Annotated in this window: 23 protein-coding genes; 11 read left to right on the forward strand and 12 right to left on the reverse strand. The window is 35.6% G+C overall.

Going from position 1 to position 26695, the window contains the following annotated elements:
* Positions 1–9: 9 nt before the first annotated feature.
* Positions 10–1164 (reverse strand): lactonase family protein, encoded by a 1155-nt coding sequence (locus CH361_RS09025; RefSeq protein WP_244279732.1) that lies wholly within the window; start codon positions 1162–1164, stop codon positions 10–12.
* Positions 1165–1452: 288 nt separating this feature from the next.
* Here CH361_RS09025 and CH361_RS09030 point away from each other — a divergent pair, with 288 nt between their 5' ends.
* Positions 1453–2139, forward strand: a complete 687-nt coding sequence (locus tag CH361_RS09030; RefSeq protein WP_100790472.1) for an SH3 domain-containing protein — start codon at positions 1453–1455, stop codon at positions 2137–2139.
* Positions 2140–2227: 88 nt separating this feature from the next.
* Here the strand turns inward: CH361_RS09030 and CH361_RS09035 are convergent, their stop codons facing one another.
* The 3 genes from CH361_RS09035 to CH361_RS09045 form a co-directional block, all read right to left on the reverse strand.
* Entirely contained in the window at positions 2228–2917 is a 690-nt protein-coding gene (locus CH361_RS09035; RefSeq protein ID WP_100790473.1) for a LytR/AlgR family response regulator transcription factor, read from the reverse strand.
* Positions 2918–2933: 16 nt separating this feature from the next.
* Positions 2934–3833: a VIT1/CCC1 transporter family protein gene (locus CH361_RS09040; RefSeq protein WP_100790474.1), complete on the reverse strand. Its 900-nt coding sequence runs from the start codon at positions 3831–3833 to the stop codon at positions 2934–2936.
* Between the two features lie 94 nt (positions 3834–3927).
* Positions 3928–5739 carry a 7TM diverse intracellular signaling domain-containing protein gene (locus CH361_RS09045; protein ID WP_244279734.1) on the reverse strand — a complete coding sequence of 604 codons (1812 nt, stop codon included), beginning with the start codon at positions 5737–5739 and terminating at the stop codon, positions 3928–3930.
* A gap of 234 nt (positions 5740–5973) precedes the next feature.
* Between CH361_RS09045 and CH361_RS09050 the strand changes: the two genes are divergently transcribed.
* Positions 5974–7020 (forward strand): alpha/beta hydrolase, encoded by a 1047-nt coding sequence (locus CH361_RS09050; protein ID WP_100790476.1) that lies wholly within the window; start codon positions 5974–5976, stop codon positions 7018–7020.
* Here CH361_RS09050 and rocD read toward each other — a convergent pair.
* Positions 7017–8228: an ornithine--oxo-acid transaminase gene (gene rocD / locus CH361_RS09055; protein ID WP_100790477.1), complete on the reverse strand. Its 1212-nt coding sequence runs from the start codon at positions 8226–8228 to the stop codon at positions 7017–7019. The two genes, CH361_RS09050 and rocD, sit on opposite strands and share 4 nt — an antisense overlap.
* A 105-nt stretch (positions 8229–8333) precedes the next feature.
* Between rocD and CH361_RS09060 the strand changes: the two genes are divergently transcribed.
* On the forward strand, positions 8334–9647 hold the full coding sequence (locus tag CH361_RS09060; protein ID WP_100790538.1) for a proline dehydrogenase family protein: 1314 nt from the start codon (positions 8334–8336) through the stop codon (positions 9645–9647).
* Entirely contained in the window at positions 9637–11199 is a 1563-nt protein-coding gene (locus CH361_RS09065) for an aldehyde dehydrogenase family protein (protein WP_100790478.1), read from the forward strand. Before CH361_RS09060 ends, CH361_RS09065 begins: the two co-directional genes overlap by 11 nt.
* 21 nt (positions 11200–11220) lie before the next feature.
* Here the strand turns inward: CH361_RS09065 and CH361_RS09070 are convergent, their stop codons facing one another.
* Together CH361_RS09070 and CH361_RS09075 are read right to left on the reverse strand one after the other, a co-directional pair.
* Positions 11221–12162, reverse strand: a complete 942-nt coding sequence (locus CH361_RS09070; RefSeq protein WP_100790539.1) for an MBL fold metallo-hydrolase — start codon at positions 12160–12162, stop codon at positions 11221–11223.
* Between the two features lie 7 nt (positions 12163–12169).
* Positions 12170–12766 (reverse strand): TetR/AcrR family transcriptional regulator, encoded by a 597-nt coding sequence (locus tag CH361_RS09075; protein WP_165782243.1) that lies wholly within the window; start codon positions 12764–12766, stop codon positions 12170–12172.
* A gap of 119 nt (positions 12767–12885) precedes the next feature.
* On the opposite strand from CH361_RS09075, the gene CH361_RS09080 reads away from it, so the two are divergent.
* Positions 12886–13359 carry a PaaI family thioesterase gene (locus CH361_RS09080; RefSeq protein ID WP_100790480.1) on the forward strand — a complete coding sequence of 158 codons (474 nt, stop codon included), beginning with the start codon at positions 12886–12888 and terminating at the stop codon, positions 13357–13359.
* A 44-nt stretch (positions 13360–13403) separates the two neighbouring features.
* Here the strand turns inward: CH361_RS09080 and CH361_RS09085 are convergent, their stop codons facing one another.
* Positions 13404–14114 (reverse strand): hypothetical protein, encoded by a 711-nt coding sequence (locus CH361_RS09085; RefSeq protein WP_100790481.1) that lies wholly within the window; start codon positions 14112–14114, stop codon positions 13404–13406.
* A 218-nt stretch (positions 14115–14332) separates the two neighbouring features.
* Here CH361_RS09085 and CH361_RS09090 point away from each other — a divergent pair, with 218 nt between their 5' ends.
* Positions 14333–14932, forward strand: coding sequence for a YndJ family transporter (locus CH361_RS09090; protein ID WP_100790482.1), 600 nt, complete (start codon positions 14333–14335; stop codon positions 14930–14932).
* A 158-nt stretch (positions 14933–15090) separates the two neighbouring features.
* Here the strand turns inward: CH361_RS09090 and CH361_RS09095 are convergent, their stop codons facing one another.
* Together CH361_RS09095 and CH361_RS09100 are read right to left on the reverse strand one after the other, a co-directional pair.
* On the reverse strand, positions 15091–16200 hold the full coding sequence (locus CH361_RS09095) for a hypothetical protein (protein ID WP_100790483.1): 1110 nt from the start codon (positions 16198–16200) through the stop codon (positions 15091–15093).
* Between the two features lie 307 nt (positions 16201–16507).
* Positions 16508–17014 (reverse strand): DUF2569 domain-containing protein, encoded by a 507-nt coding sequence (locus CH361_RS09100; RefSeq protein ID WP_100790484.1) that lies wholly within the window; start codon positions 17012–17014, stop codon positions 16508–16510.
* A 131-nt stretch (positions 17015–17145) separates the two neighbouring features.
* Here CH361_RS09100 and CH361_RS09105 point away from each other — a divergent pair, with 131 nt between their 5' ends.
* The 5 genes from CH361_RS09105 to CH361_RS09125 all read left to right on the forward strand — a co-directional run bounded on the left by CH361_RS09105 (position 17146) and on the right by CH361_RS09125 (position 24639).
* Positions 17146–20004, forward strand: a complete 2859-nt coding sequence (locus CH361_RS09105; RefSeq protein WP_244279736.1) for a M16 family metallopeptidase — start codon at positions 17146–17148, stop codon at positions 20002–20004.
* Positions 20005–20013: 9 nt separating this feature from the next.
* Positions 20014–21390, forward strand: a complete 1377-nt coding sequence (locus CH361_RS09110) for a tetratricopeptide repeat protein (RefSeq protein ID WP_100790486.1) — start codon at positions 20014–20016, stop codon at positions 21388–21390.
* Positions 21390–21758, forward strand: coding sequence for a hypothetical protein (locus CH361_RS09115; RefSeq protein WP_100790487.1), 369 nt, complete (start codon positions 21390–21392; stop codon positions 21756–21758). The genes CH361_RS09110 and CH361_RS09115 overlap by 1 nt, the downstream gene beginning before the upstream one ends.
* On the forward strand, positions 21755–22666 hold the full coding sequence (locus CH361_RS09120) for a DUF4436 family protein (RefSeq protein WP_100790488.1): 912 nt from the start codon (positions 21755–21757) through the stop codon (positions 22664–22666). Before CH361_RS09115 ends, CH361_RS09120 begins: the two co-directional genes overlap by 4 nt.
* 563 nt (positions 22667–23229) lie before the next feature.
* Positions 23230–24639, forward strand: a complete 1410-nt coding sequence (locus tag CH361_RS09125) for a DUF1554 domain-containing protein (protein ID WP_100790489.1) — start codon at positions 23230–23232, stop codon at positions 24637–24639.
* A gap of 289 nt (positions 24640–24928) precedes the next feature.
* On the opposite strand, the gene CH361_RS09130 is transcribed toward CH361_RS09125, so the two are convergent.
* A complete protein-coding gene (locus tag CH361_RS09130) occupies positions 24929–25918 on the reverse strand; it encodes a pentapeptide repeat-containing protein (protein ID WP_100790490.1) in 990 nt (329 codons plus the stop codon).
* A gap of 17 nt (positions 25919–25935) precedes the next feature.
* Complete coding sequence (locus tag CH361_RS09135) at positions 25936–26403, reverse strand: DUF2089 domain-containing protein (RefSeq protein ID WP_100790491.1); 468 nt, start codon at positions 26401–26403, stop codon at positions 25936–25938.
* Positions 26404–26695: the final 292 nt, after the last annotated feature.

Genomic DNA, 26695 nt, shown 5'->3' on the forward strand with positions numbered 1-26695 from the left:
AATCCATTTTTAATAAGATACCAATTCAATTGAAAATGGATTGATTCCCGCAGTAACAGGAAACCCAGAAATGGGTGCAAGACTCCCATCAAAACCAATCGTGTATCCCGAAACATTTCCGCCTTCAGTATTCGAAGAATATAAAAATTTTCCAAGAGGATCAGAACTAAGACCAATGGGGCTTAAACCTGATGGGAATGGAGAACCAATAACGGAAGTTAACTCACCATTACTCGACTGAATAGAATATGCAGAAATTGTCCCCTGACCAGTGCCACTATTGGCCACAAAAACAAATCGATTCAATGAATCAGTCATTGTAAAACCTGGCGCAATACCAGTAGAGTGATTGGAATAGATGGTAAGTATGCCATTATTTAAATCTCGAACCAAAGAAAATACATTATTTGAAAAATAATTTGCTCCATAGACATATTGCCCATCAGGAGTGATAGCTACCGATAAATTATTCTGCCCGGTCTGAATCACACTAACAGGAGTTAACTCTCCAGTATTTGGATTCATGGCAAATGTTTGAATTCCTCCCGAATATCCAGAAGCGCTAGTTAGACCCGCATACAAATGCCTCCCCATAGAATCAACGGAGAGTCTACCTACGGCACCTGAATTTGGATTATTTGTTGTTGTACTCGGAAGTAAGGAAGAAAGATTTCCAGACTGGTCGATAGCAAAACGATGGATTGCTTGGGTTGTCTCTGAACTTGCATATAAAAATTTTCCACCCGGATCCATAGCCAAGGAATAAGGAGTAGTTGAAACAGAAACATTTGGATGTTTTACCGATAAAGCTCCTGTCTCAGGATCTAAATTTAAAATAGATATGGAAGTATTCCCAATGTTTGCTACATAAACAGTGGTTCCCGATTCGTTGCTAACAGTATGTCGAGGTCTATCTGTCATTTGGAATGGGGACCCCGAAACCTGTGTTATCTCTCCGGTAATAGACTCTATCCGAAAGACATTAATACTACTTGTAGCCGTGTTCAAACCAACATTGGTTACAAGTAAAAAACGAGGAGTTTTGATTTTCTTAAAAGGGTTTTGGATTTTGTTTCCGCAAAAATCAGCATTACTTCCCGTACCAAGTAGAATGACCAGTGTTTGGTTGTAAGAGGAAGAATTTGGGTCACAAGTAGAATTCAAGGGAGAATGAAAGCACCCCCAAAAAAGGATTATGATTCCAAAACCCAAAATGAAGTGTCTCCAAAAATAAAAACTTCGTTCTTGTCTCATTTATCAATAGGTCCCTTTGGAAAATCAGGATCTATTTACAGTACAAACTGCACAAACGAAAATCAAAATTTGTCATGAATTTTTTTACTAGCACCTATCCTAGTTTTCAAAACAATTCCCTAAATTCGTTTGACCATTTGCTTAGGAGTCCATTAGATTACTTCTACCCAAACTTAGAAATAGGATAGAAGTAACCTAATGAAAAAACAAATCGCAATTATATTCTTTCTTCTAACAATTTATCATTCACCAGTTTTGCCCTGCGAACCGTTTACACCGGTCCTTTTGAAACCAGTGGATAATTCTAGAGAAGATAAAGATTTTTTTTCCTTTAAACAAAAACTAGAAAAAGCAGTTCAGGAAAAAAATATAAAGTTCATTGAATCTGTCATTGATCCAAAAATCTCTTTTTCGTTTTCAGAAGAGGGAATGGGCAAATCTAATTTTTTAAAATATTGGAAACTTGACAAAAATCCCAAAAATCCGGAATTCTGGAACGAACTTTCACAAACCATCAATCTAGGGTTTGCCTTGAATGATCAAATTTGGTCTGCACCTTTTTTATTTAGCAAAACACCTGATTCTATTGATCAGTATACTCATTCACTCATTATCGGAAGTGTTGTCAATGTTAGAGACAAACCTTCAATTAAAGGAAAAATACTAACGCAACTTAGCTGGGAATTTGTAAAAAATGAATACGATGGAACTGAATCGAACCCAAACACCAAAGAACCTTGTAACTTTAAAAAAGTATGTATTTCTGACGGACAAGTAGGATACATTTGCGAACAATATTTACGAAGCCCTCTTGCACACAGGGTTGGATTTTCTAAAAAGAACAAAGCTTGGTCGATGATTTTCTTTGTAGAAGGTGGAGACTAAGACAGAAAAACCTTACTAAAATCGTTTGGCAATCAACACAGTCTTAAAAAATTTTGATCAATTAAGACTGTGTTTCAAACTTTCTAATTTATAATTTGGATTTTAATTCTTTATAATAACCTCTTCCCATTTTCAGTTTCATTCCATTGATCAGCTCAACTTCATAAAATCCACCAGCAGAAGTCTTGATTTTATGAATCTGCTTGGTATTCACTACGTAGGAGCGGTGAATCCTAAAAAAATAAGCGGGAAGTATTCTTAAAATAGAATCTAAACTTTTGTTATGTACAAACATGTCTCCATTTTTTTTAAACACCTTCACTCGTTTATCGAAGGATTGGACATACAAAACATCCTTGGTTGCAATTAAACTCAAGTCGTTGTCTTGTTTGATTCCAAGGTACTTTGTTTTAATTCCTAAGTGATTTGTTTGGAACTTCTGAATTGCTTTCAAAATTCTGTCTTTCGTAATTGGTTTTGGAACAAAATCCAGAACGCCATAATCAAAAGCTCTGATTGCTTCCGCAGTATTTCCTGATGTGATGATTGTCAAAAAGGAAGCAGCAGATGTTTCTTTTAACAAATCAAAACCGATATCACCATCTAAATTCAAATCCAAAAATAATAAATCAATTTCATTTTCGGCAATAAAACATTGCGAACCAATCAGACTTTTTTCAATTCGCAGAGAAGAAATTTTAGACCCAAGAAGTTCTCGTAACATTCGTTCCAACCCTCTTGCCGCCACAACTTCATCCTCTACGATTAAAATTCTCAAAAATCAGACCTATCCTTTAGTATTGTTCAAGCCTATACTGTACATTCGATAAATTCACAAAAACTCCAACCATAGCTTGGTAGGAATTCAAAGTACGCATTGAAAATTGATCCGCTTTTAAAAATTCTCGATAATAATCCACTTCAGCCTTAATCCCAAAATAACGACCTAAATATATATTAAGACCTGCACCTACACCAACGATACTCCCAATACCACTAGTGATCTGATTGCTATAAACAAATCTGTCATGTGTTGTTCCCGAATGCGCTTCACCCGTAAAAGAAACAACACCTGCTCTAGCAACAAGATACGGATCAAAAAAATTCTTTGGAATCGGATGGTAAGTGGCAAGAAAACTCATGGAGTTACCTCGATAAATTGTACGTTCCCTTGGAACAGGATCCACATACTCCTTGTAATAGGAAAGTCCAGGAATCACATCTTGCCTTTTGGCTTTCATAGAGTTTTGCATCACTGTAAACCCGAGTCCAATTTTTTCTTTCCATCCATATTCAAAATCAAACTGCGAGGCAACACCTGGAGTATAAGTTGGTTTGAAATATAATCCGGCCTCATCATTTCGAATCGAACTTTGTGGATAATAGTCCTGGCTCACTTCTTTTCTTACAACCTTATATTGTAATGTGCTATCATAGTTTTTTTCATGACTAATGAAAGAACCACTAGGAGCAAGGGTTCCCCCTCCCATAAAACTGATTAGAAATGCTCCTTCATAAAAACCTGGCGGGTATTTTAGTTTTGCATAGTATTTCTCCAGTTCTGCATTGGCTTTTGCAGTATCCTCTTGGGTCTGAGTGACAAGCGGTTTGTCTTCTTTTTTGAGAATTGGTTCTGCAAAACTGATATTTGCAGATAACACGAGATAAGTTAAAAATATTTTTTTTGTTTTCATCACCTAAATCCTTGCGGGTAGGATAATGATCTTCGATCAAAGTGCAAAAAAAAAGGTGCGAACTGCACCTTAGTTTCGTGAGTAACATAAAAAATCACTCAGTGAGTGTAATGGTATTCTCCCAACCGCCAGTGACCACTTTCGAATGGAAGTCCCATTTATTAGGAAATGCCTCTTGAAGTCGTGATTTGATATATTTGATTCCTGTACCTAGAGAATCTGATTTTGTGGTGGGAAGGCCATCATTAAACAAAATATATTTGGTCTTATTTTTTTCTTTTTTCTTCTTTAAAGTAAAAACTCCAGAATTTTTTCCTTGGTAACCATGAGTAACTCCGTTTTCCACCAAAGTCAAAAGAACAATAGGAGGAATCATATCCTTAGGACTAACACCTTCAGTTTTAAACTCAAACTTTGACTCTTTTCGCAAACTCATAATCTCCAAATAACGTTTACAAATGTTTACTTCTTCGCTAACGGAAATTGTTTTTTTATTGGTTAATTTTAAAATGGCTCTTAATTCGTCAGATAAGGCAGTTAATAATTGTTTTGCCGTTTCAGGATCTTCATCCAACCAAATGATGGTTGCATTGATGGAGTTTAATAAAAAATGAGGATGGATATTGTTTTTTAACAACTCAACTTCCAAACGAGAAGAAATTAATTTTGCATCCTGAAGTTTGACTTTATAGGAAACCATTCTCCTTTCTGCTTTATTCTTTTCCGAATTAGCAAGTTTGATTTTATACGCAAGCCCTAAAGATAGTAAACACATCTCAATGGCAGAACCTGCCTGTAATCCGTATTCAGTGAATATATTTGCAGGTAAAATCCCAAAACCTTTCAAAGAATAAATTCCTACACCAAAGAGAAGAGCGACCCAAGCTATTAGAAAATAACGAGCTGGTTTGTATCCTTTGTCCCAACAAACAACGGCAACAAGAAAAACAGAAATTGCAAATGAAATCACAAGAGACGCTAATAAATATATATTTACATAATAGGAAAAAAGAAAAGATGATAACATCAAAAACAACATCAATCCCATTAATACATATATGATTTTATCCCAAGTTGGAGTATTTTTCTTTGTATTTAAAAAACTTCTAGTGAACTGAAGTCCCCAAAATAATGAAAAACCACCCACAAATGGCAAACTGATATTTGCCCAATGTGGCGAATTTGGCCAAAATATTTGGAATGCTAGTCCGTTCAGAACTGATTGAGATAAACCATACAAACTAATGTATAAAAGATAATATAAATAACCGAAATCCCTTAGCATAAATAAAAGAATTAAATTATAAATTACGAGAACGAATAAAATTCCGTAATAAATTCCAAGAGATAAATTTTCTTTTTCTTTTAGTTTTAAAAATCGTACATGCGAATATACGGTAATAGGAAATTGAACCGTTCCCTCACTCTCAAACCGAAAGTAATATGTATTATTTTTTTTGGGTTGGAGTTTCACAGGAAAGATAAAGCTCTTTTCTTCCAAGGGTCTCTCTGAAAAAACATAGGAATCTCCCGTAACGACCTGTTTCCAAGTTTTTTCTTTCATCTCATAAAATTCAATTTTATCTAATAATGGATAAGAAACATGAATGTACCAATCTCTTTCGTTAGATTCATTTTGAAGTTCGAAACGAACCCAATACACATTCTTTGTGAATCCGAAATTGGGAGATAAAGACTTACTTTCAGAAAAGAGATTTGATTTTCGCACTGCCTCAAAATTTAACTGATTATCAGGCGTTAGAGTAAGGATTTCCATATGGAGTCCAATAGGATATTCTCCAGTTCCCGTTTTTAAAAAAGTTATAAACCGAGATTGGGTGGGAAGTGCAGAAAGAGAATGAATTCCAAATAAAAAAAACAACAATGTTAGTCGAAAGAAAGGCATTTCTGACAAGTTTTAGATGAGATCATTTCGATTGTAAAGTAAAACTTATCATCATAACCCTGTTAAATTTAGATTTCAATTCCATGAAAAAGAAATTAAAAACTAAAAACTCTTGACTCAGACCTTCTATTCCTAAGTTCTAATGGACCACTCTCAAAAAATTGATTTCGATTGATTTTAAAATAGATTTTTGAATTTTGTGATAAATTCTGCTTTTTGCGGTCAATCCAACTTATGAATAAATTAACCGCCTGGTTCAAATCGATTCAATTTATACTCGGACTACAGAGCCAAGACGAGTCTCTTCCCGATACCAAAGAAATACTCATTCCCATTCGTAACGGTGTTTTGCGAGCCGATTGTTATCTTCCAAAATCGAAATCTCTAGGGACAATTGTTACGATCAATGGTTTGGCTCCCTTAGGAAACAGAGATCCAAGATTTATTATTGTAAACAAAAGCCTTCAAAAAATTGGATTTACGGTTGTGAGTCCCTTTTATGAGGAAATTTGTGATTATAAAATCTCCCTTAGAAATATAGAAGATATTAAGGATTCAATTTTATTTATCTCCAACCAAAAGGAAATTTGCACCGCAGGGAAAGTTTCTATTTTTTCTCCTTCGTTTTCGGGTTCACTTAGCCTCATTGCTGCAAGTGACAAACAGATCGCAGAAAGGATCAATTGTATTTGTGCCATTGGTGCCTATGCAAACGTAGAAGACATCATTGAAAATTTATTTGCAAACCAGAACTTAGATGAATATGGGAGGATGATCCTTTTACTCAACTTTCTTCCCATTTCTATTGGAAAAAACGAAAGCCTCTTCAAAGCAATCAAACTGACAACCTTAGATAATTATTATAAATCAAAAGATTTATATTTAAAACCTCATTATCAAAAAATGAAACAGGTCGATCGTTTGTTTTTTGATCAGTTAAAGAATGATCCAGAATTTAGAATAAGACATTGGAATGTGATTCTAAAAAAAGGAGGAAAAAACAGAGAACTACTCACTGCCTTGTCGGTGACAAACCATATCGAAACTTTAAAACTTCCAATTTTACTAATCCATGGTTTAAAAGATGATGTAGTTCCTGCCAATGAGTCTTCCCTATTGCACAATAAACTGATTCATCAAGGAGTAGAAAGTAAACTTTGTATTACCACACTGATCTCTCATGGAGACACAGGATTCAATGCAATGACCTTACTGGAATTACCAAAACTCATAACCTCATTCTCTTTCTTTTTTTTAAAGGCTTTAGATCAGAAAAACTAGAGAAACAAACCAATATTTGTTTTGATAATTTCCAATGCTTCTTTCATTTCGTTTTCCTGAATCACAAGTGGAGGAGCAAAACGAACCGTATTTTGATGTGTTTCTTTTGCTAAAATCCCAAGTTTCATCAATCCTAAACAAAATTTTTTAGCATCGACTGTATCCACAAATTGAATTGCGTTGAGTAAACCTTTCCCCCGAATGGAATGGACTAGAGGATGGTTCCAAGACTTGATAGTTTCTCGAAACAGCATCCCCATTTTTTTTGCATTCTCCGACAGCTTCTCATCAATAATAGTTTTTACAGAAACAATAGCGACTTCACAAGCAAGTGGATTTCCGCCAAAAGTGGACCCATGTTCACCCGGCTGTAGCAACAGAAGAACATCATCAGAACCTAACACACATGATATTGGCATCATTCCTGCTGACAGGGCTTTACCAAGAAGTAATAAATCTGGTTTTACCTGAGAGTAGTCAGAACAAACTAGTTCTCCCGTTCTGCCTAGTCCCGTTTGGATTTCATCAACAATGAGTAGAACATTATGTTTTTCACAGATTTTTTTTACTTCACTTAAATAGTTTTCATCAGGAACGATAACTCCTGCTTCTCCTTGTATCGCTTCAACCATAAAGGCAGCAACATCTGGATCAGAGGTAGCCGCATCCAAGGCTTTTAAATCATTATAAGGAATGATTTTATATCCAGGAAGAAAAGGACCAAAATCATTTTTACTTTTGGGATCTGTAGAAGATGAAATGGCAGCAATAGTTCTTCCCCAAAAATTTCCTTCACAGAAAATAATTTTTGCTTGGTTCTCCGGGATTTTTTTCTTTTGATAACCCCATTTTCGAGCTAACTTTATTGCTGTTTCCCCTGCTTCGACTCCTGTATTCATAGGCAAAACTCGGTCATATCCAAATGTTTTGGTCATAAACTCAGTAAATAACGGAAGTTTGTCGTTATAAAAAGCACGTGATGTTAGCGTAAGTATTGATGCTTGTTTTTGGAAAACATCTACGATTTTGGGATGGCAGTGACCTTGATTCACAGCACTGTAGGCAGAAAGAAAATCAAAATACTTTTTTCCTTCTACATCCCAAAGATAAATTCCTTCTCCTTTTGATAAAACCACTGGTAAAGGCGAATAATTGAAGGCTCCGAACTTAGATTCCTTTTCGATAAATAAATCTGTTAAATTGCCCATTGGGAAATAAAAACATCTAAGATTTTGTTTACAACTCCTTTCATATTTTGTATTCTTATTTCCGGAAAGAATTCAGGATTTAAAACCAATTTTAGTTGTTACATTATGTTTACAAAACAATTGCAAGACGAAGAAATCCTCAAAATTGCAAAAACAATAGATTCAACTAATGGTTCACTGTACAAGCGTTTCCTATTTTTCATAAGCTCCATAACATTTAGATTTGGTTTTCGTTATCCCAAACTGAAATTACAGATATTTAAGTTCATTGATGTTCTTCCCTCCATCGAGACAAATAAGATTTATGAGTATTTCAAGATTTATATATTTGATGAAGATACAGAAATACCTCATTTCCTAAAAACATTGTTTCATCGATTGATTCGTTTGTTATTCTTAAGTACCTTAGCTTCGTACATCATACTTCTATTTGTTAAATTTTTTGCTAAGTCATTCATTTTAACCGATTCGCCAAATCATTTAAAGAAAGAAGATACATTCAAACGACCACGCACTTATGATATTTTAGGCGAAATTGCTTTATCTCCTTTGGAAGCAAAAAAATACCAAAAACAATACTTCCAGCTGATCGAAGAGTTATCAGAAGTAGAAACCAATATAAATCCAAAACTTAGAACCAATATCTCGATCAAATGTTCCGGTATAGAAACCAAACTTTATCCTGAAGCAGAAGAAAAGAGTATCCAATATTTAAAAGAAGCACTCCGCCCCATCTTAAGGTTGGCAATGGAAAAAGGGATCGGAATCAACTTGGATATGGAACAATATGATCTAAAATCGATTATATCAGAAACTGCCAAAGAGCTGTTCAGGGAAGATGAATTTAAATCTTATCCGCATTTTGGTATAGTAATCCAGTCTTATTTAAAAACATCGAACGATGATTTAAAAATCTGGAAAGAATATGCAAAAAAAAGAGGAGTCCCGATTACCATTCGCCTTGTGAAAGGTGCATATTTAGAATACGAACGGATCAAATCGGAAGAACGTGGATGGATCACGCCGGTTTTTGATTCCAAACAAGAAACCGACATACAATTCGAAGAAAATACTTTATATCTTTTGGATTCCTATCCTTACCTTAGAGCAGCATTCGGAACACATAACTTAAGATCCCTTGCTTTCGTTTTATTTCATACCAAAAGAAAGTCAATATCAGACTTCGAATTGCAGATGTTATACGGAATGGCAGAGAAATATAAATGCAACTTAGAATCTATGGGTCAAATTGTAAGAGAATATTCCCCCGTTGGATTACTCTTACCTGGTATGGCTTACTTAATCAGAAGATTATTAGAAAATACATCCAATCAAGGATTTTTATATCAAATGAGTCTCGGAAAAAGTATTCACTCTATGGTAAAAAATCCAAATGAGGAAAACCTAAATGGAATTTAAAAATGAAACAATTCGAGATTTTTCATTAGAGAAAGAAAGATCAGCAATGCACTCGGCATTAGATTCATTGCCAAAATCCTTTCCATTTGAAATTCCAATTTCGATTGGAACGAAAGAAAAAATATCACCAAACTCTTTTTTCCATAAAAATCCTTGGTCACCCGATTTAGTCGTTACGAAAGTATCTTTAGCAAAACCGAATGATTTAGAAGAGGTGGTCAAAGTTTCAAAAAAATCCTGGTTTGAATGGAAACAAGTTTCACAAGAAGAACGTAGCAACTTACTCATTCGAGTAGCAGACAATTTAGTGAGTAAAAAAGATTTCATCATTTCTGTCTGTATTTGGGAAACAGGAAAACAGGTTACAGAAGCAGAAGTAGAATTTGCTGAGGCTGTTGACTTTTGTCGCTATTATGCAATGATTGCAAAGGAAAAACTGTCTCCTCAAAAAACGATTCTACTCGGCGAAGATAATTTTTATTCCTATCATCCCAAAGGCATCGTTGGATGTATATCCCCTTGGAACTTTCCCATGGCTATTTTCACAGGGATGTGCGCAGGCCCCCTAGTTTCAGGAAACATTGTCGTAGCAAAACCAGCGGAAGAAACATCAGCAACGGCTTATGAGATCACAAAGTGTTTTTGGGAAGCTGGTATTCCGAGAGAAATATTCCACTTTCTACCAGGACTAGGTTCCGAAATTGGCGAGGCTATCGTAACTCATCCAGAAGTTTCTGTAATCAATTTCACCGGTTCCAGAGATGTTGGCCTCTCCATTCTTCGTAAAGCTTCCATTGTTTCTCCAAACCAATCCATCATCAAAAAAGTCATCTGTGAGTTAGGTGGAAAAAATGCAATGATCGTGGATGCTGATGCCGATTTAGACGTGGCAATCCAAGCAATCTTATCCTCTGCCTTTGGATTCCAAGGTCAAAAATGTAGTGCTTTGTCTAGGTTATATGTACATTCTGAATGTTATCTAAAACTAAAAGATCGGTTAATAGCGGCAATGGATGGTTTACTGATAGGTTCTCCATTAGATTTTAGCAATCGAATCGGCCCAGTTATCAATGAAGAAAGTTATTTGAGGCTTCAAAAGATACAAAAAGAAAACGCCAACTTTTTAGTTGGTAAAACTTGCCCGGTTCCCGATCTCGGATTTTATATCTCTCCCAGTCTATACGAACCTCCAAACAACTCTGATATGTGGAATTCAGAAATGTTTGGACCGATACTATCCATGCGAAAGATTTCTAGTTTCTCCGAAGGAATCCAACTAACAAATCAATCGGATTATGCACTCACCTGCGGTGTCATTTCCAGAAATCCCAAACATGTGTTAGAGGCTAAATCGAATATAGATGCCGGGAATTTATACATCAACCGAGGGATTACAGGAGCTGTAGTCAACAGACAACCATTTGGTGGAGGAAAACTATCTGGAACAGGGGCAAAAGCTGGAGGTCCTGATTATTTATATCTCTTTGTAGAAGGAAAAACCTATACAGAAAATACAATGCGCCAGGGTTTCTCTAGAGAAACCCTCACATAAAACTTTAGAACGAACGACTCATTACTTTTCTAAATTAGAAATTCTTTCCTGGTGCCCTGGGTAAACAAATCTAGGTTTGTTTAGTTCTTCCAATTTCTTCAAAAAATTCAAACTTTCACGATTGAGATTTCTATCGGTCGTAAAGGAACCAGGGGTGACTCCTTCCAGCCAACCCCAACGAGTATGACTGGAATCTCCTAAAATCAAATGAGAATTTGGTTTCCCCGGAATAAAAAATGCCAAACTACCTGGTGTATGTCCTGGAACTGAGAAAACATAGAAACTCTGATCGCCAAAAAAATCTAATACCGAAATTTGAGTTTTATCTTTGCCAAAATCAAGTTGGAATAGATTTGGATTTTCTCCTAACAAACGATCGGTGGAACCTTGGACAAATAAATTGATGAACTGTTTACTTGTAACCTCTCCGGGGCCTACATAAAAAGGAACTGATCGATCGATTTCATGTGCTCCGAGTACATGGTCAAAATGCAAATGAGTAAAAAACACTCCCTTCAAGTTTATTTTATTTTTTGACAAATAGGATTTTGTTGTTTCGTATATTTTCAATTGATCCAAATGCATTTGAGATGCTAGAACAGAGTTAACAAGAAATCCATCTGGACTTTTGGTAAAACTCTCGCCGATTCCAGAATCTATCAGAAAGGTTCCGAAATTTGGATGTTTGATCAGATAAAAGTAAATGGAGATAGGTTCCATCCTATCCTTTAAGCCAGCAAGTTTTGCCTTAGGATCATCTAAGTCCAACAAACCAGAAAGTGATGCTTCCCAATCCGCAACTTTCACCACTTGAATTTCCACTAAATTTTTAGGTTTTAAGGAAATACCAAGTTCACTCGCTTCTTTTACAGGATAAAGTTTTACCTGGTGTGATGTCACCTGGCAAGAAATCCCTAAAATAAAAATTAGCAAACAGATGATTTGAAAAACTCTTTGTAACATACCCACCTCAAACAAGTAACTGTTCTTTAAACTGATCGAAGTAATTTACATCCCCCGTCAGTTTCCACATTTGAATGCAACCCTGATACAACACAAGAATCGATCTAGCTTTTCTTTCCGAATCTTTTTTATTTAATGTAAGATCAGAATTTTCCAAAAAATTTATGAACTTCTCCTTTAGTAGATTCATTGTTTCACTAATTTCAAGATCAAATTCTCCAGAAGACTGAGCAGATAAATTTGCAAAAGGACATCCTTTATAAGTTTTTGATTTTGCTAGAGTTTTCAAAAACCGACACCATGCACTTACAAAGGCTCTATAATTTTTTGGATTTTTTTGAATGAAATGATCAACCAAATCACACAAACTTTCTTTTTCCAAATGTAGAAAAGCACGACCTAAATCTGTTTTACTTGGGTAATAGTTATAAAAACTCTTTTTGGAAGTATTTGATTTTTCAATTACTTCGTTGATACCCGCCATTGCGTAACCATGAGAATAAAACAAATCCCTAGCTGCATTGAGTAGACGTGCCCCAGGGTTTGCCTCATTCCTTGCGTTTGGCATAGAAAGCAGAGAGGAGTTAGGGTTCTGATGTTTCACTCCCTCATAATATTTTAGACCAACAGAAAAGAAAGCGAAAAAAGAGACAATTTTGTCTCTTGACAGAGACAGACCTGTCTCCATATTCTGGTTTTAATCGAGTTTGATCAGGAGACCTTATGGAAGTATTGGATCTGGCCCTAAAAGTAATACCCAAGGATATTTTTAAATTTAGAGAAGGAGGTGACTTTATAGAAAACGTTCAATATTTAATCGAACAATGTCACCCTGCGGCGACGAAGATGAAGGTAATTACCTTAGAAGCGGAATCCTCTGAAGCAACCATTCCTTATGCGATGGAAAATCGGGCCCTTCACGGACTTCTCCATGGAGGATGTTATTTTACTGTAGGAGACACATTAACAGCAATTATGTGTATGTTCCATATGCAAAAAGAAACAGAAATTATGGTTACAACAAATGCATCCATTCGTTATTTGCGACCAGTAAAACTAGATACTGTTACAGCAAAAGTCAGGCTCACAAAAAAAAATGGGAATCGTTTGGATTTTATCTGTGATTTTTTCAATGAAGAAAAGAAAAGAGCGGCGCAAGCAAAATATAGTTATGTTCTCACAGAAATCCAGAGTTGAGAGATAAATAATTTTAGAATCTAACAAAGGATTAATAAAATCATTTATCTAAATGAATCCTTTGTTAACATTCTATCTTCCTTCAAAATTTCGAATCGTAAGGTTGTAAACTCTGAATGAAAGTCATTCCGATTTCTTTCTTCCATAGCATGTTTGTGTTCTAAACCATCCCGATCGGCTTTTCGACCTTGTACCATTTGGATCATTTCTGATTCAGAATTCCAAATGCTAAAGGTCAAAAAACTTCGAAAGGGACGAAAGGCAGCAAAAGCAATTTTTTTTCCTGGATGGTCTCTCACTTGTTTCTCAACAGGTTTTCCCCATTTGGTAAAACGAAAAACTTGAGTTAGTTTTAATCGGGCGAGTGTAATGGCGGCCATGAAAGCTTTTGCATCGAAGTTTTTCTGATAGATAGTGGCTGATTCTATTTCTCGGATTTTCCCCCACCTACGATACAATCGCAACCGAATTTGCCAACCGAGATGAATAGGATCTTGTTTTGACTGATGCAAAAAATATTCTAAATCTTCTTCCGATTCCCAATGAGCCACTAAAACCACTTGAGAGAAACGATAACGTTGTTTAGAAAATAGCGGTTCTCCCAGCTGCATTCGAAGTAATACCTCTGCATGGAGGAGCCCCTGGGGTTTCTTCCCCTTTAGATAGAAATATAAATAATAAGGAAGTTTGTAAAAAGGAACTTCCAAACAGTGGAAACTAAAAACTTCTTGTCTATGAACCGTTCTCTTTGGCATTTAGATTCTACCCAATGATTGAAATTTATCTACTAAGGGCAGTCCTCATCTTTGGATATATAATCGGACCATTCTTTACGAATCACTTCTTTCTAAAGAATAGAAAGATATACTCATTCTTTCACATTGTTTCAATCATAATAATTGTTTTTGCAATGCTTTTTAAAATACCACAGTTAAACATAGTATGGCTTTTTTTCTGTGGCTTTGGAATCATTTTGCTCTTAAAAATCCATTGGTCCCGTTTATTACAAGATTATACTTGGACTAAACTTATTCCTTTAGGATTTAGTTTTCTATCTGCAATTTGGTTCTTTTCAGGAAGCAATCATGTTAATCTTCTGGGTTACAATGAAATTTGGAGTTACTATGCAGCCATTCATGGATGTTTTATTGGCTGGTTATTTCTCATGGGGGTCACTGTTCTTTTAGAAAGGAACCCTGAATCTAAAATCTATCCAATCTTAATTCTTTGCATTGTGATTCTATTTCTGATGATTGCGTTTGGAATTTTTGGAAATCTAGTCCTGAAAAAAATGGGTGTGATTGGATACTCGGTTCTATTACCATTTAGTTTAATTTACCGAGGCCAAGGTATCCGGTGCCAAAACCCTATTTCTAAATATTTATTTAGATGTAGTTTCATATTCCTTTGTTTTACACTTTTACTGGCACTCCTTCACGAATTCTATTCAGGGTTTCCCAAATTTATTTATGGAATTCCAATGATGGTTCTCGTACATGGGAGCTTGAATTCTCTAATCGTAATTCCTTGTTTCCTCGGATCGATTCTAATGGATGAGATAAAGGAATCATAAGTTGAAGTGAGTCAATAGGATAAATTCCGAATGCTATGACAAAAGCTTTCGATTGAACCTGAAATCTTATTATAAAAAAACCCGCCATTAGCGGGTTTTTAGTCTTTCTAAACCATTACGCTCTAATGAATACCGTAATGTTTTTCACTTGAATAGGATTAAAATTTAAACACAATTTCAATTCCGATTTGTCTACGAATATCCTTATTCTCAGGAAATGGTCCAAACCCTGGTTGGCTTCCGAGTATAAAAGGTATTGGATTGATGCTACCCGAACCACTAGATAATAGTGTGAGGATATTGCCTGGTTCCTTTACCTTACTATCTACAACTCTATGAGTCGCTTCTGTATGAGCATAATTGATTCCAAAACTAACATCTTCCGTAATATTAAATCGATAACCGATCGTGAATCGATTTCCAACTAACTCAGAGTCGACTTTTCCTTTGATTTTATTTTCAAAAGGAAATGCAATTGTTGGAGTGAGCACGAGTAATGAAGAAATTTTATTTTCATAATTTCCGGAATTAGCAACACTTTTTAAATATTCATACCCTAGGCTAATGTTATGTCCTTCGGCGATTTTTAAATTGTAACCTAAACCTAAAATAGCATTTAAATATGCTTCATTATAAGTAAGTTTTTCAATAGAACTAGCTCCGAAACCACTCGAAAAAAGTGTCGTTCCTCCTGAAGTAGATGCAGAGTTAGAAAAATAATATGGAGAAGTTGATTTAACTTCATTTCCATAAATTTCACCACCGACACGTAGCGCTAATCCTTGCAAAAACTTGTTACTTGAATCATGAAGTAAATAAATATTCTCCGCTACTTTTATATTCGCGGTTTGGAGACGATTGGATGTAAATTCACTCGCAATAAAACTTTCACTGGCAAAGTTCATCGCAGAAGAACCAGATCCAATCCTCATTGTGGAACTATTATAATCACCAGAATAGTTCGAATCGGCAAACAAGGTAGCGAAAGAAACTGAAAAATCCGTACCCAAAAGGCCACTATGACGAGTATTAGTTCCAAACTCAATCCCTTTGCCCCTGAATTTGTTTGTAGCAGGTACTCCGAAACTGGTAGTTCCACCGATCAAACGATTGAATATCAAAGAATTTTGAATGGTAAGCCCATTCTTTAATGTAGCGGAATCTACAGTTAAGTCAACACCACGTAAATAAGCAGCAGCTTCTTTTTTTTCTTCCGCAAACAAAACAGAATTTGCAAGAATAAGGAAGAATAATATTATTTTTTTCATATATTCGAATTACCCATTAAATTTTTAAGCAAAAATGATTGATACATTAACATGTGTCAAATGATTTTAACCTAACAAAGCCAAATAATGCTAACGCGGATTAATTAAACAGACAATTGTTCGCTATTTTATAATTTTCTAATTCTAAAATTTTGCACTCCACCGCAAGGTATACCCCGCTTGGCTCTACCCAAACTCTGGATTCTGGACTGAATTATGTCACATTATTTTAGAAACCCATGGTAAAGAAGCCTGCTAGCCTACCTACATGCAAATTCAATTGATGCAAGGAACAAACAAAGGCAAACTACAACTCGGCTTCTGTTACTGTAGGTTTTCCCTCTACAAATGTTGCTTTCACTCGTTTTGACAACAACATATACGGAATCCAAATCACTGCAGCAATGAAAGAACGAATGATTTCTTTTGAAGTCTCAGGATCAAACATCGGTTCATCTTTAACAACAAAAGAACCTAACCAAGCATCTGTTGGCATTAAAACCAAGGGTAAAATTAAAAAGACAATATAAGCTTTTGGGAATTGATAATTTTTTTTAAAAAACAAATAAGTAACGAAAAAGGAAAAAAGAATCATCAACACATTGAAGACTCCCTCAAAAATGAGAATTGGTTTCCAGAGCGGACTATAGGATTCCGTACCTGGTGTTGTAAGGTATTCAAAACTTCCGTCAGTAAACATATTATAAAACAAAGGCCCCATAATGAAAGCAAGCCGGACAGGATATACGATAAGACCTAACCCGACAAGGAAAAGCCAGCCTTTTAGCCCTTTTAAGTTCTCTTCTGCATTCATATTTCCCCCTAGGTTTCTCTTAAGAACTGATCTACGTTAAATGACCATCTGTCAGTTTTTTCTTGATTTAAAATAGTAAAATATTTAATTTTCAAATCCGAATGTTTCTTTTTCAGACCAAATTTAAGTTTTTGATTTTCCCGATTGCTCTATTGCAACTCCACTGCAACACCCTTCTCGATCTTTTTTCAGAGCCATTTTATGTGCATGAGTATCATTTAGAAAATGGTCTCTCAGTTTTTCTCAGCGTCAATCGTAAGGAACCCATTGTCAAAACTTCAATTTTAGTCAATGCTGGCTCGGCAGATGATCCAGAAGATGCAACCGGACTTGCTCATTATTTAGAACATTTGATGTTTAAAGGTACGAGTCAAATAGGAACAATCGATTACGAAAAAGAAAAACCGCTCCTGGAACAAATCGAAAATCAATACGAAAATTACCGCCAAACAACAAACGAAGATAAAAGGAAACAAATTTACGGCAAAATTGACCAACTTTCTTTAGAGGCGGCAAAGTATGTTATACCAAATGAGTTTTCTCGAATACAAAGTCTTATGGGCATCCTACATTCCAATGCATTCACATCCAATGATAGAACTTATTATGTAGCGACAGTCCCTTCCAATCAAATCAACAATTTTTTACATTTAGAATGGGAGAGGTTTAAAGATCCTGTGTTTCGTACGTTTCATACGGAACTTGAGTCCGTTTTTGAAGAAAGAAATTTACGCGTCACCGACTTTAATTCAAATCTGTTTAAACAATATTATCAGATTATGTTTCCAAACCATCCTTATGGAGAAAAAACTCCCATTGGAACAGACGCGCACTTAAAGAATCCATCTATAAAAAAGATCCATACATTCTTTAACGAACACTACATTCCATCAAAAATGGCGATCTGTATGTCAGGTGATCTTGACCCAGATGAAGTCCTCAAAGAAATCAAAAAAACCTTTGGCACCATGCCGTCAAAAACTCAAACAAGTAAGTTAGACATTCCAGAATATAAACCTCAAGAATCGACTAACAAAATTATAATTAATTCTAAAAAAAAGATTTACCTTTTTGGAATTAAAATACCAAAAAGTTCTCCTAAACTTTATGCGGAAGCAAATACCATCGCCTCACTACTTTCTAATGGATATAACGGCCTATTAGATGAAAGCCTATACTATTCCCAAAATGCAAATTCCGTATCTGTTTCAACCACAGAATGGAAAGACTATTTTTTACTCAATATTTGGGTAGAACCGAGTAAAAGTTTATCTTTAAATGAAACAAAGAACTATATTTTATCTGCTTTCCAAAAGCTTGAAAATAAAGAAATTTCAGATGAAATGTTCCAATCCGTAAAAAACAATCAAAGGTTAGTTTTAATTAAGAAGAAAGATGATAACGAATTTCGTTTAAATGAAATTTCAGAAGCTTTTTTAGCAAATTGGGGTTATGAAAAAATCCAACAAAAGTTTCAATCAATGAACCAAACAAAACCCGAGGATTTAAGTGACTTTGTAAAAAACTTTGTGAATCACAACATTGTGTCGATAGAAACGGTATCAGGAAACTCTAATTTTGTCTATATAGCGAAGCCACCTATTTCCAAATTGGAATTCAGCAAAGAGGAAGAATCGAAATTTAAAAAAGAATTTTCTATAGAACCAATAAAATCAATTTCCCCTGAATTTGCTGATTTTGACTTAATCCAATCAAAACAATATCCAAACGGGAACCAAATCATTTACCAAAAAAATAAAGAAAACTCACTATTTAAGTTTAAAATGATCATTGAACGTGGCGCATGGATTAGCCCCTACTTAGATATTTCAATCGATTATTGGAGACATTTAGGCACTGATTTATATACTGCAAATGCTCTTTCAACAAAATTCTATCTTCTGGGAAGTTCTGTTTCCATTCAAACTCATGGAGAAGCTCTGGAAATTATAATGGAAGGTGAAGACGAACATTTTATCTCTTCCTTTCGTTTATTAGAGCATTCAATTAAGTCCGTTGCTTCTTCGAAAGAAGTATGGGAAAAACTTCTAAGCAACCATCTTCAATATTTAGATCTTCTAAAAGAAGAGGAATCAGAAATTGATTCAGCATTACACCAATACTCATTATTTGGAAAAAATAGTTTAAGATTTTTTCAGGCAAACCAAACTGAATTAAAAAAAATTAAATCCTCCGATGCTATTAATTTATTAGGAAATCTATTAAAGTTTAAATCCAAAATTACATACTACGGTAAGTTAGATTTTGAAACACTGGAAAACAATGTGTTTCGGGAGTATACTAATCTTCCAAAAACTATAGACGCTAGCCTGTTATCAAAAAAACAGTTTCGAAATAACAACGAAACTAGCTTTTATGTTTTGTCTAGGAAAAGACCACATGTAGAGCTTACTTATTTTTCCACTATATTTTTACCGACACCAGTCAATCTGACTTATTTTTCGATCTATAACTCTATGTATGCGGGATTATCATCTCCATTTTTTACTACAATGAGAGAACAAACTGGCAATGCATATGCTGCCGATGTATTTATCAGTCCTCCTGAATTTGAAAAGGATCCAATTCTTTGGCTGGCAAATCTTTCTTGCCAAGCTGACAAACTTGACAGTTGTTTGTTTGATGCAAAAAACAGCTTGGAATCTCCTAAAATAACAAAACTTCGGTTTGATGAGGCTAAAACTTCTACACTATATTCTGCCAGTACAATTCGGAAATCCCATAGTTATCTAATTGATGAATTCAATCGCTCTAGTCGTTTGGGATTGACAGAAGATGTAGACAAACTTATGTATGAATCCTTGAACGAAGTTAAATGGGACGATTTTATCGATTTTACAAAAAAAATCAATGATGCAGGCTTTTTTCAAATTTCACTCATTGGAGATCCCCAAAAATTTAATCGCCAAAGTTTAAAATCCCTCGGAAAAGTGGAAGAACTCACTGAATCTACAATCATAGGTCGATAGGAGACAGAAATGATAACCCAACTCAAAGTGATTAGTAAAGAGTATAAGCATATTCACATACTTGCAATAGAGGCTGTGATCGCTTTTTATTTGATATTTTTTAACATTGGAAATCTGGATTTAAATCACCCATTTGGAATTTTCGACAAAATAGGTTGGGCCAGAGATTTAGGTTTGTACATTCAGAAAAAATCTTACGAATCTAAACTCGTTAAACAGATCGAATCTACGCCAAGTTTGGTGAGAGAAAACTGGGAACTCGGTCTTTTTTATTTAGAGATGGAAAAAAATCCAGAATTAGCAATCCAATATTTTACAAAAGGATTTGAAAATGATGTAACTGGGAATTTTCCATTTCAAAATAAAATTTTTGAATCACACATCCGCTTAGGCCTGGAACTTTTTAAATTAGAAGAGATGGTATTTAAATATTGGGAATATGATTACAATCTCTATTCAAGAATTTGGAGCGAAAAATACGACAAAGCATTAAGTTATTATAATATTGCAACGGGTATGGAAGGATCCTCCTTTTATAATGATCCAAGAACCGCTGAATTTTTTAATTTTGAAGGAAACTTGCGATACTATGCAGGAGATTTTGTAAATGCGGAAGAATCATATAAAACATGTATTTCGATGCAAAATGATCGTGAAGAATGTTTTGTTGGATTAGCACTAGTGAAACTGCGAAATTCTGCAAACTTTCCAGAATCAAAATATGCTTTAGACAGCGAAGCATACTCCCTACTACAAAGGAGTTTCGAGACTCACGAAAAGGACGAAAAACTTTTATCCAAACATGGATTATTTGAATATTGGGTAAACTCGCCTTTATATCGTAGAGATCAAATCCAAAGAATTGAACCACTAGCTATTGAAATGACTCAAAAGAAAAATGATATCGGATTGTATCATTATGTATTGGGTTTAAGTTATTATGATCATTGGAAAGAAAACCTAACTCCCAAAATGTTAAAAAGTTTTGAGTTAGCCGCCAAAATGGAACCAGACAGCCTAGACTACTGTATTGAGTATGGATACAGCTATGCGTATTATGAAGATTCTGTAAAAGGTATTAAACTGCTAGAAAACTGCAAAGAAAAGTTCACTCCTACCTATCGTTTACTTTCTCATTTAGGAGATAGTTATCTCCTAGCTGGCAATTATGAAAAAGCAAGAGAATATCATCTAGAAGCAGAAAACAGTGAAACCTATTCCAACCAAAGAGACAATAGAGTTTCCCACCAAAATTCATACTCAATTGGAAGAGCAAATTTACTTTTGGGAAACCGTACAGAAGGAATCAAATATTTAAATTTAGCATGTAACGAAGGTCAAGGCCTCCAACAGGCATGTACACGACTAGCAAAGGAGAAGGAATAATGGAACAACAGCAAGTAGAGATTAATAAAAATAAAGTTTTATACAAACTTTCATCAAGAATCAGTTTATTTGGCAAAATTCTGATCGTATTAGGTTCGTTATACTTAATTGGAGGTTTGGTAACCATCAAAGATAATTATGGAAATATTTTCGAAGGAATCCTTCAGATTATTTTAGGATATTTGACCGTTCGAGTATCAATACTATTTAAAAAAGCATCTACACTGGAAAATCCAACTCTGGAAGACTTACTAGTTTCCTTCGAAGCAACAACAAATCTTTATACCATGCAGTTGTATTTTTATGGTTTTATTTTCTTCCTTGCCTTATTTACACTATTATCTCTCGCCTGGACAAACCTTTCATGACTCCAATTAAAAGTTTAGTTTCATCTAATCGTTTCCAGTTAATTTCTTTTCTTCTTATTTTGATTGCAGGAAGTTACTTGGCCAGTGTTCGCTACTTCATCAAAGACAAATCAGATTTCGCATCCTTCACCGACGTAGACATTGACCATATAAAGACATCTGTAATCACTGCGGATGTCCGTTCTGTAGAAATTGATAAAAGAGAAGCAAAAGTTGAATTGAGAATTTATCTCGCAGAAGAATTGGCTCTGAATCGTAGATCCGATACACCCAATGAAGAACTTCGTTTGATTTCCTATAGTAGTAATGAAGAGTTTGTTCTTAAAGCAAAACAACCCATTCGAAAAATACTCATCACCTTACCGTTAGTTGGGACAATTACCGATTATCCTTTTGATACTTTCCAAGCGACTCTTAGTTTAGGTTTTTCCAAAAAAATCTCAGACTTAGAAACTGTTGGAATCCCGCTTGTGTTAAATATGCAATCACCAATCGCAAGTTACAAACTTGAGTTTTTTGAAAAACTTATCGAAGATTTCTGGGTTGATAGAAACACAGGGAACGTAGAGCGATTGATTCAAGTAGCAAGGACTAAAAGTAACCAATTTGTTTCTGTATTTATCATGGTGATCATGTTTTGTATTGGACTTACAATCATCTTGATTACAACGAGAATTCTACTCTACCAAAAAGGAATCCAAGCCTTTGAATTGTTTTTTATCTCAATCCTACTACTTGTGTTGCCAGCCCTCCGGAACGCTCAACCAGGAATTCCAGGATTCGGAGTACTTTCGGATTATCTTTCCTTTTTCTGGGCGCTTGGTTTAACAGCCATTTCACTACTCATCCTACTCATTTACTGGCATTTTTTTAAAGAGAAAGCAGCTAACCCCAACAAATTGGGCTAGAGTTAAGATAGTTCGCTTTCAGATTTATAAGATGGAGACTCTAGGCAAACGACAAATTTGAACACGATCTGTGAGTGGATTCTCTTAGGGAATCCGAATGTGAAACTGCGAACAGATGCCAAATAAAAAAATGGGAAAAGAGAGAGTAGCTTTCCAAGAGTTGTGAGCTGTGATAGAGGGGAATTCGGACATCCCACGAACCACTCCCCTCCACCCTAACTCGGGCGGGGGCTTGTGGATTCGGCTCAGGATTATGTCTCGTTAGTATTTCCCCGCTCAACCATCCCCGATTCACTTCCAACAAAACAAACACTCCATTTCATTTTGATAAAACAGAGCCTCCAAATCCCCCATTTTCTAATTACATCTTTTTTTCAGCCAACAAGGCACTTTTCTTAAATAAGCTTTTATATCAAAACCTAACCAGGATTCAAGTAACACAATGTTCTTTAAACTTAAATAAGCGATACCTTCAGAAGAGAGGGACAACAAGACTGCTGTTCAACGGCAATAATTCTGTTTTTTATTGACTACTATTTAAAAAAAACAGCATAATACCCGTTATGAGAACAAAAGGATTAATTTCCCTGACATTTATTATCACCTTTTCCTTATATAGGTGCGCCCTTATCTCCGATTTCGCATTGAATCATTCCTCATCCAATTTGAATTTATCCACTCTCTTACTTGGATTGAGCCAGTATTCAGAAAACGGCATTATTTTATCCGGATCTTTAAAAAATGCCAACGGTAGCGTAGGATCAGATACCGAAATAAAAGTAACATCAGCATCAAAAGAATATACAACAACTTCAGACTCAAAAGGTAACTGGGAAATAAAATTATCCGATGATCAAACACCCCTAGACCTGAAATTATCCGCATCCCCAAACAAGGATATTGCTGCTAACTTTAACATTGGGATCTCTGAGAACGAAAGCATTCTTCAGACAACTGTCTCTAAAATTGGCGGACAACTAGAGTTAACCTGTGGTGCCAGACGACAATCGAACAATGTTACCCCGCATAACCTCATCATCCAAGGTCAAGAAATTGTATTAACTGAAGGCCGAGAAGGAATATTTCTCAAACTCAAACTTGATAAAAAACCGAATTTGTCAAATACATATGTTTTTGCAGCTCATACATGGATTTACCCGCGAACTTATTATGGCGATTATACTCGACATCTTAAGCCATTGCCTGTAGTTGTAGACCCACCTCAGCTTACATTTACAAAGGAAAACTATAATCAGGAACAAGAGATATACATCAAAGCCCTACCTGATACGAATGCGCTGAATGAATACGGATTTCTTTCTGTAATTTCCAGCGGAGGACTTGTTATTGAACTTTATAGATCAGTAACTATCTATGATACGAATGCTAAACACCTTTTCCTCACTGCCTCAAAATTTTATTCAGATATGGGCGGAATCCAAGGAGCAGATGTTAAATGTGCATTGGATTCTAATCATCCGTCAAAAGGAATTTACAAGGCTATGTTAGTTACACAATCAACAGCTTCTTTCAAAAGAATAGCATGTAAAACTTACGCATGTGATTCAAAGGAAGAAAATGAAAACTGGGTATTTCAGCCTCTAACAACTTACAACCGTTCTTCCGATGGCGTTGCAGTTTTTGATACGGATGATAGATCCCTAATAAAGGAAAATACCCTCCGCGGTTTCCCAGATGCAGGTATTATTTCGGAAGATATGGAAGGAGGATTCTGGACTGGATTAGGCGATGGGACTGTTCCCACTAAAGACTGGAGAGCCAACGAAGATCCAACCGGCTCAAGATCAACATGTAATAACTGGTCAGGTGAAAGCTATTATGTAAATGGATCATTGGGGCAAGCCGGTAACCTATCAGGTAGTTTTCTAAATGGTGGTGGGGGCAATTGTGTTAATGTAGAAAAACAATTTTCCTACCCCACTCAGCACCGCCTCCTTTGTATTGAGCAATAATTAATACTAAAATAAGATAAAGTAAATTAAGGGAACAATCCATCGCATACTTTGCTCCCCGCTTAAAACACCACTAAGTAGCGGTGGCATTCCGTTACTAACATCTGCGTTTGCAAAATTTTACTTTATTTATAAAAACTAATCCCTTCTGCAAATGTCATCAGACAGAATCAGGTCAGAAAAAGAACTCTCCCTCCTCGTAGAATCCACTTGTAACGGGTTGGAATCTCTACAAATAAAAAAGGGAGATTTCTCCCTTCCACAACACCCGTATACATTTCTCTTTTAATTAAACAGACGCAGCAGATGACGCGATCATTCCAAATACTTCGCGAAACTGTGCATTCCCATCAATGATAACATCGGAGATACGTTTGTTCATGATTCGTACTTCCGAAAGGTCAACATTTTTGATAGTCACCCTTCTTAGATCACATTCACCGAATAGAGCTTTGTTCAGTTTTACATTTTCGAATTTTACTTGTTCGAAACCTGTCTTTTTCCAACCCTCTCCTGTGTTTATCAACACATCGCTGAACATACAATTTTCAAAAGTTGATTTTTCCATTCGCGTCAAACGAATAATAAACTGATCCGTCGTAACGTCATTCAAGGTGAGACTTTGAATTCTCGACGCTTGTATTTCCATTCCCTTTAATTTCGATGCGGAAATTTCTATGTGACTGCACTGTGCCCCTTCAAATTTAGAAGAAGTAACATCTGATCCATCATTGATGGAGAGTTCCTTGATAGATGCAGCTGTAAAAAGACAATTTGTAACATTGGAAGACGTTATCGATACCTTTTTCAGGTTAGAACTACTGATCTCCACGTCATCAAATTGTCCATCTTCCACTTGCAGTTGTTCAAGGTTGCTTGCGGATATTTCACCATTCTGAAAAGAACCTCGCTGGATTTTGAATCCACTGAGATTACTTTTGTTTACTGCATTGGAAATAAAATCCGTGTCATGTAAAACAACCTGTTCCATAGAAGACATTCGGATCGTATTATTTTTGAATTGAAAACGTTCCCCTTTGGGGATTTGCACTCTGGACATCGAAAGATTATTTTCTTTCAGATCACTCGCATACAATCCTTCTACATCATTGGAAAATTTTCCAAACTGTTCCGCCATCGATCGAAAACTCCAAGGTTTCGGTTTAGTTTCATCAGACATTATAGACTGTGACAACTCGGCAATAAGTTCTGCACCTTGGGCGTCAGTGATTTTTCCATCTTTAACGAGTTGTATTACTTTTTGGATCTCGTCTTTCATATGATTCACCTCAATTTTTATCCTTTTTTATTTTTGGGAAGTTTGCGTATGTTACGCATTGCCTCATCGAAATCAATCTCACCTTTCGCTAGTTGATCAAGCACCTCATCTGTGGCGCCGGCTTTACCACTTTTGGAAGCTTCGCGAAATGAGGATTCGGAGGAGATATCAATCCCAACTAGTTTGTTTTTCAACTGCGTCAAACGTGCTCGGACGGTGGGATAACTTAATCCCAACGCCGATTGCATATCTCGCACTCGTCCCTCACTAAGAACAAATATGCGTAGAAAATGTAGATCATCAGCAGACAAAGTGGCAAACTCATTGAGCTGGAATGGACCCTCAACCTTTATCCCACACCCATCGCATCCTAAAACCATTGGCCGGAGTGGCTCCTGGCAGGCTGGACAACAAAGACTGGAATCGATCTTCTTTGATTCACCTAAAGGCATTTTTTCACTCCTAAGATGATTACTATTAAGCATTTTGATATTTCAAATACTTTTTTAATATTTTAAATTATTTTTTAATATAATAAAATTCTAGGAATTAAACGCTCTTTCGATTTCTGAAAGCCAAGCTGATAGAAAAACAGCGAATGATAAATTCGACTTCCCGTTCGCAAGATTCTGCAAAAAAAACCATTAGCGAATGATCCAATTTCCTGATTTAGGTAAGTTTGAAGAGGAAATAGAGAGCCTCTACGAAAAGGTGAAAACTTTCTGAATAAAAAAATGGGAAAAGAGAGAGTAGCTTTTCAAGAGTTGTGAGCTGTGA

This window comes from Leptospira brenneri, assembly GCF_002812125.1.
GTDB classification, from domain to species: domain Bacteria; phylum Spirochaetota; class Leptospiria; order Leptospirales; family Leptospiraceae; genus Leptospira_A; species Leptospira_A brenneri.

Coding starts and splice junctions, on each gene's coding strand:
- CH361_RS09060 (WP_100790538.1), top strand. CDS start 8,334: ATGTTTACAAAACAATTGCAAGACGAAGAAATCCTCAAAATTGCAAAA.
- CH361_RS09080 (WP_100790480.1), top strand. CDS start 12,886: ATGGAAGTATTGGATCTGGCCCTAAAAGTAATACCCAAGGATATTTTT.
- CH361_RS09095 (WP_100790483.1), bottom strand. CDS start 16,200: ATGAAAAAAATAATATTATTCTTCCTTATTCTTGCAAATTCTGTTTTG.
- CH361_RS09065 (WP_100790478.1), top strand. CDS start 9,637: ATGGAATTTAAAAATGAAACAATTCGAGATTTTTCATTAGAGAAAGAA.
- CH361_RS09040 (WP_100790474.1), bottom strand. CDS start 3,833: ATGAAAACAAAAAAAATATTTTTAACTTATCTCGTGTTATCTGCAAAT.
- CH361_RS09030 (WP_100790472.1), top strand. CDS start 1,453: ATGAAAAAACAAATCGCAATTATATTCTTTCTTCTAACAATTTATCAT.
- CH361_RS09050 (WP_100790476.1), top strand. CDS start 5,974: ATGAATAAATTAACCGCCTGGTTCAAATCGATTCAATTTATACTCGGA.
- CH361_RS09045 (WP_244279734.1), bottom strand. CDS start 5,739: ATGCCTTTCTTTCGACTAACATTGTTGTTTTTTTTATTTGGAATTCAT.
- CH361_RS09085 (WP_100790481.1), bottom strand. CDS start 14,114: ATGCCAAAGAGAACGGTTCATAGACAAGAAGTTTTTAGTTTCCACTGT.
- CH361_RS09110 (WP_100790486.1), top strand. CDS start 20,014: ATGATAACCCAACTCAAAGTGATTAGTAAAGAGTATAAGCATATTCAC.
- CH361_RS09070 (WP_100790539.1), bottom strand. CDS start 12,162: ATGTTACAAAGAGTTTTTCAAATCATCTGTTTGCTAATTTTTATTTTA.
- CH361_RS09100 (WP_100790484.1), bottom strand. CDS start 17,014: ATGAATGCAGAAGAGAACTTAAAAGGGCTAAAAGGCTGGCTTTTCCTT.
- CH361_RS09120 (WP_100790488.1), top strand. CDS start 21,755: ATGACTCCAATTAAAAGTTTAGTTTCATCTAATCGTTTCCAGTTAATT.
- CH361_RS09130 (WP_100790490.1), bottom strand. CDS start 25,918: ATGAAAGACGAGATCCAAAAAGTAATACAACTCGTTAAAGATGGAAAA.
- rocD (WP_100790477.1), bottom strand. CDS start 8,228: ATGGGCAATTTAACAGATTTATTTATCGAAAAGGAATCTAAGTTCGGA.
- CH361_RS09115 (WP_100790487.1), top strand. CDS start 21,390: ATGGAACAACAGCAAGTAGAGATTAATAAAAATAAAGTTTTATACAAA.
- CH361_RS09125 (WP_100790489.1), top strand. CDS start 23,230: ATGAGAACAAAAGGATTAATTTCCCTGACATTTATTATCACCTTTTCC.
- CH361_RS09135 (WP_100790491.1), bottom strand. CDS start 26,403: ATGCTTAATAGTAATCATCTTAGGAGTGAAAAAATGCCTTTAGGTGAA.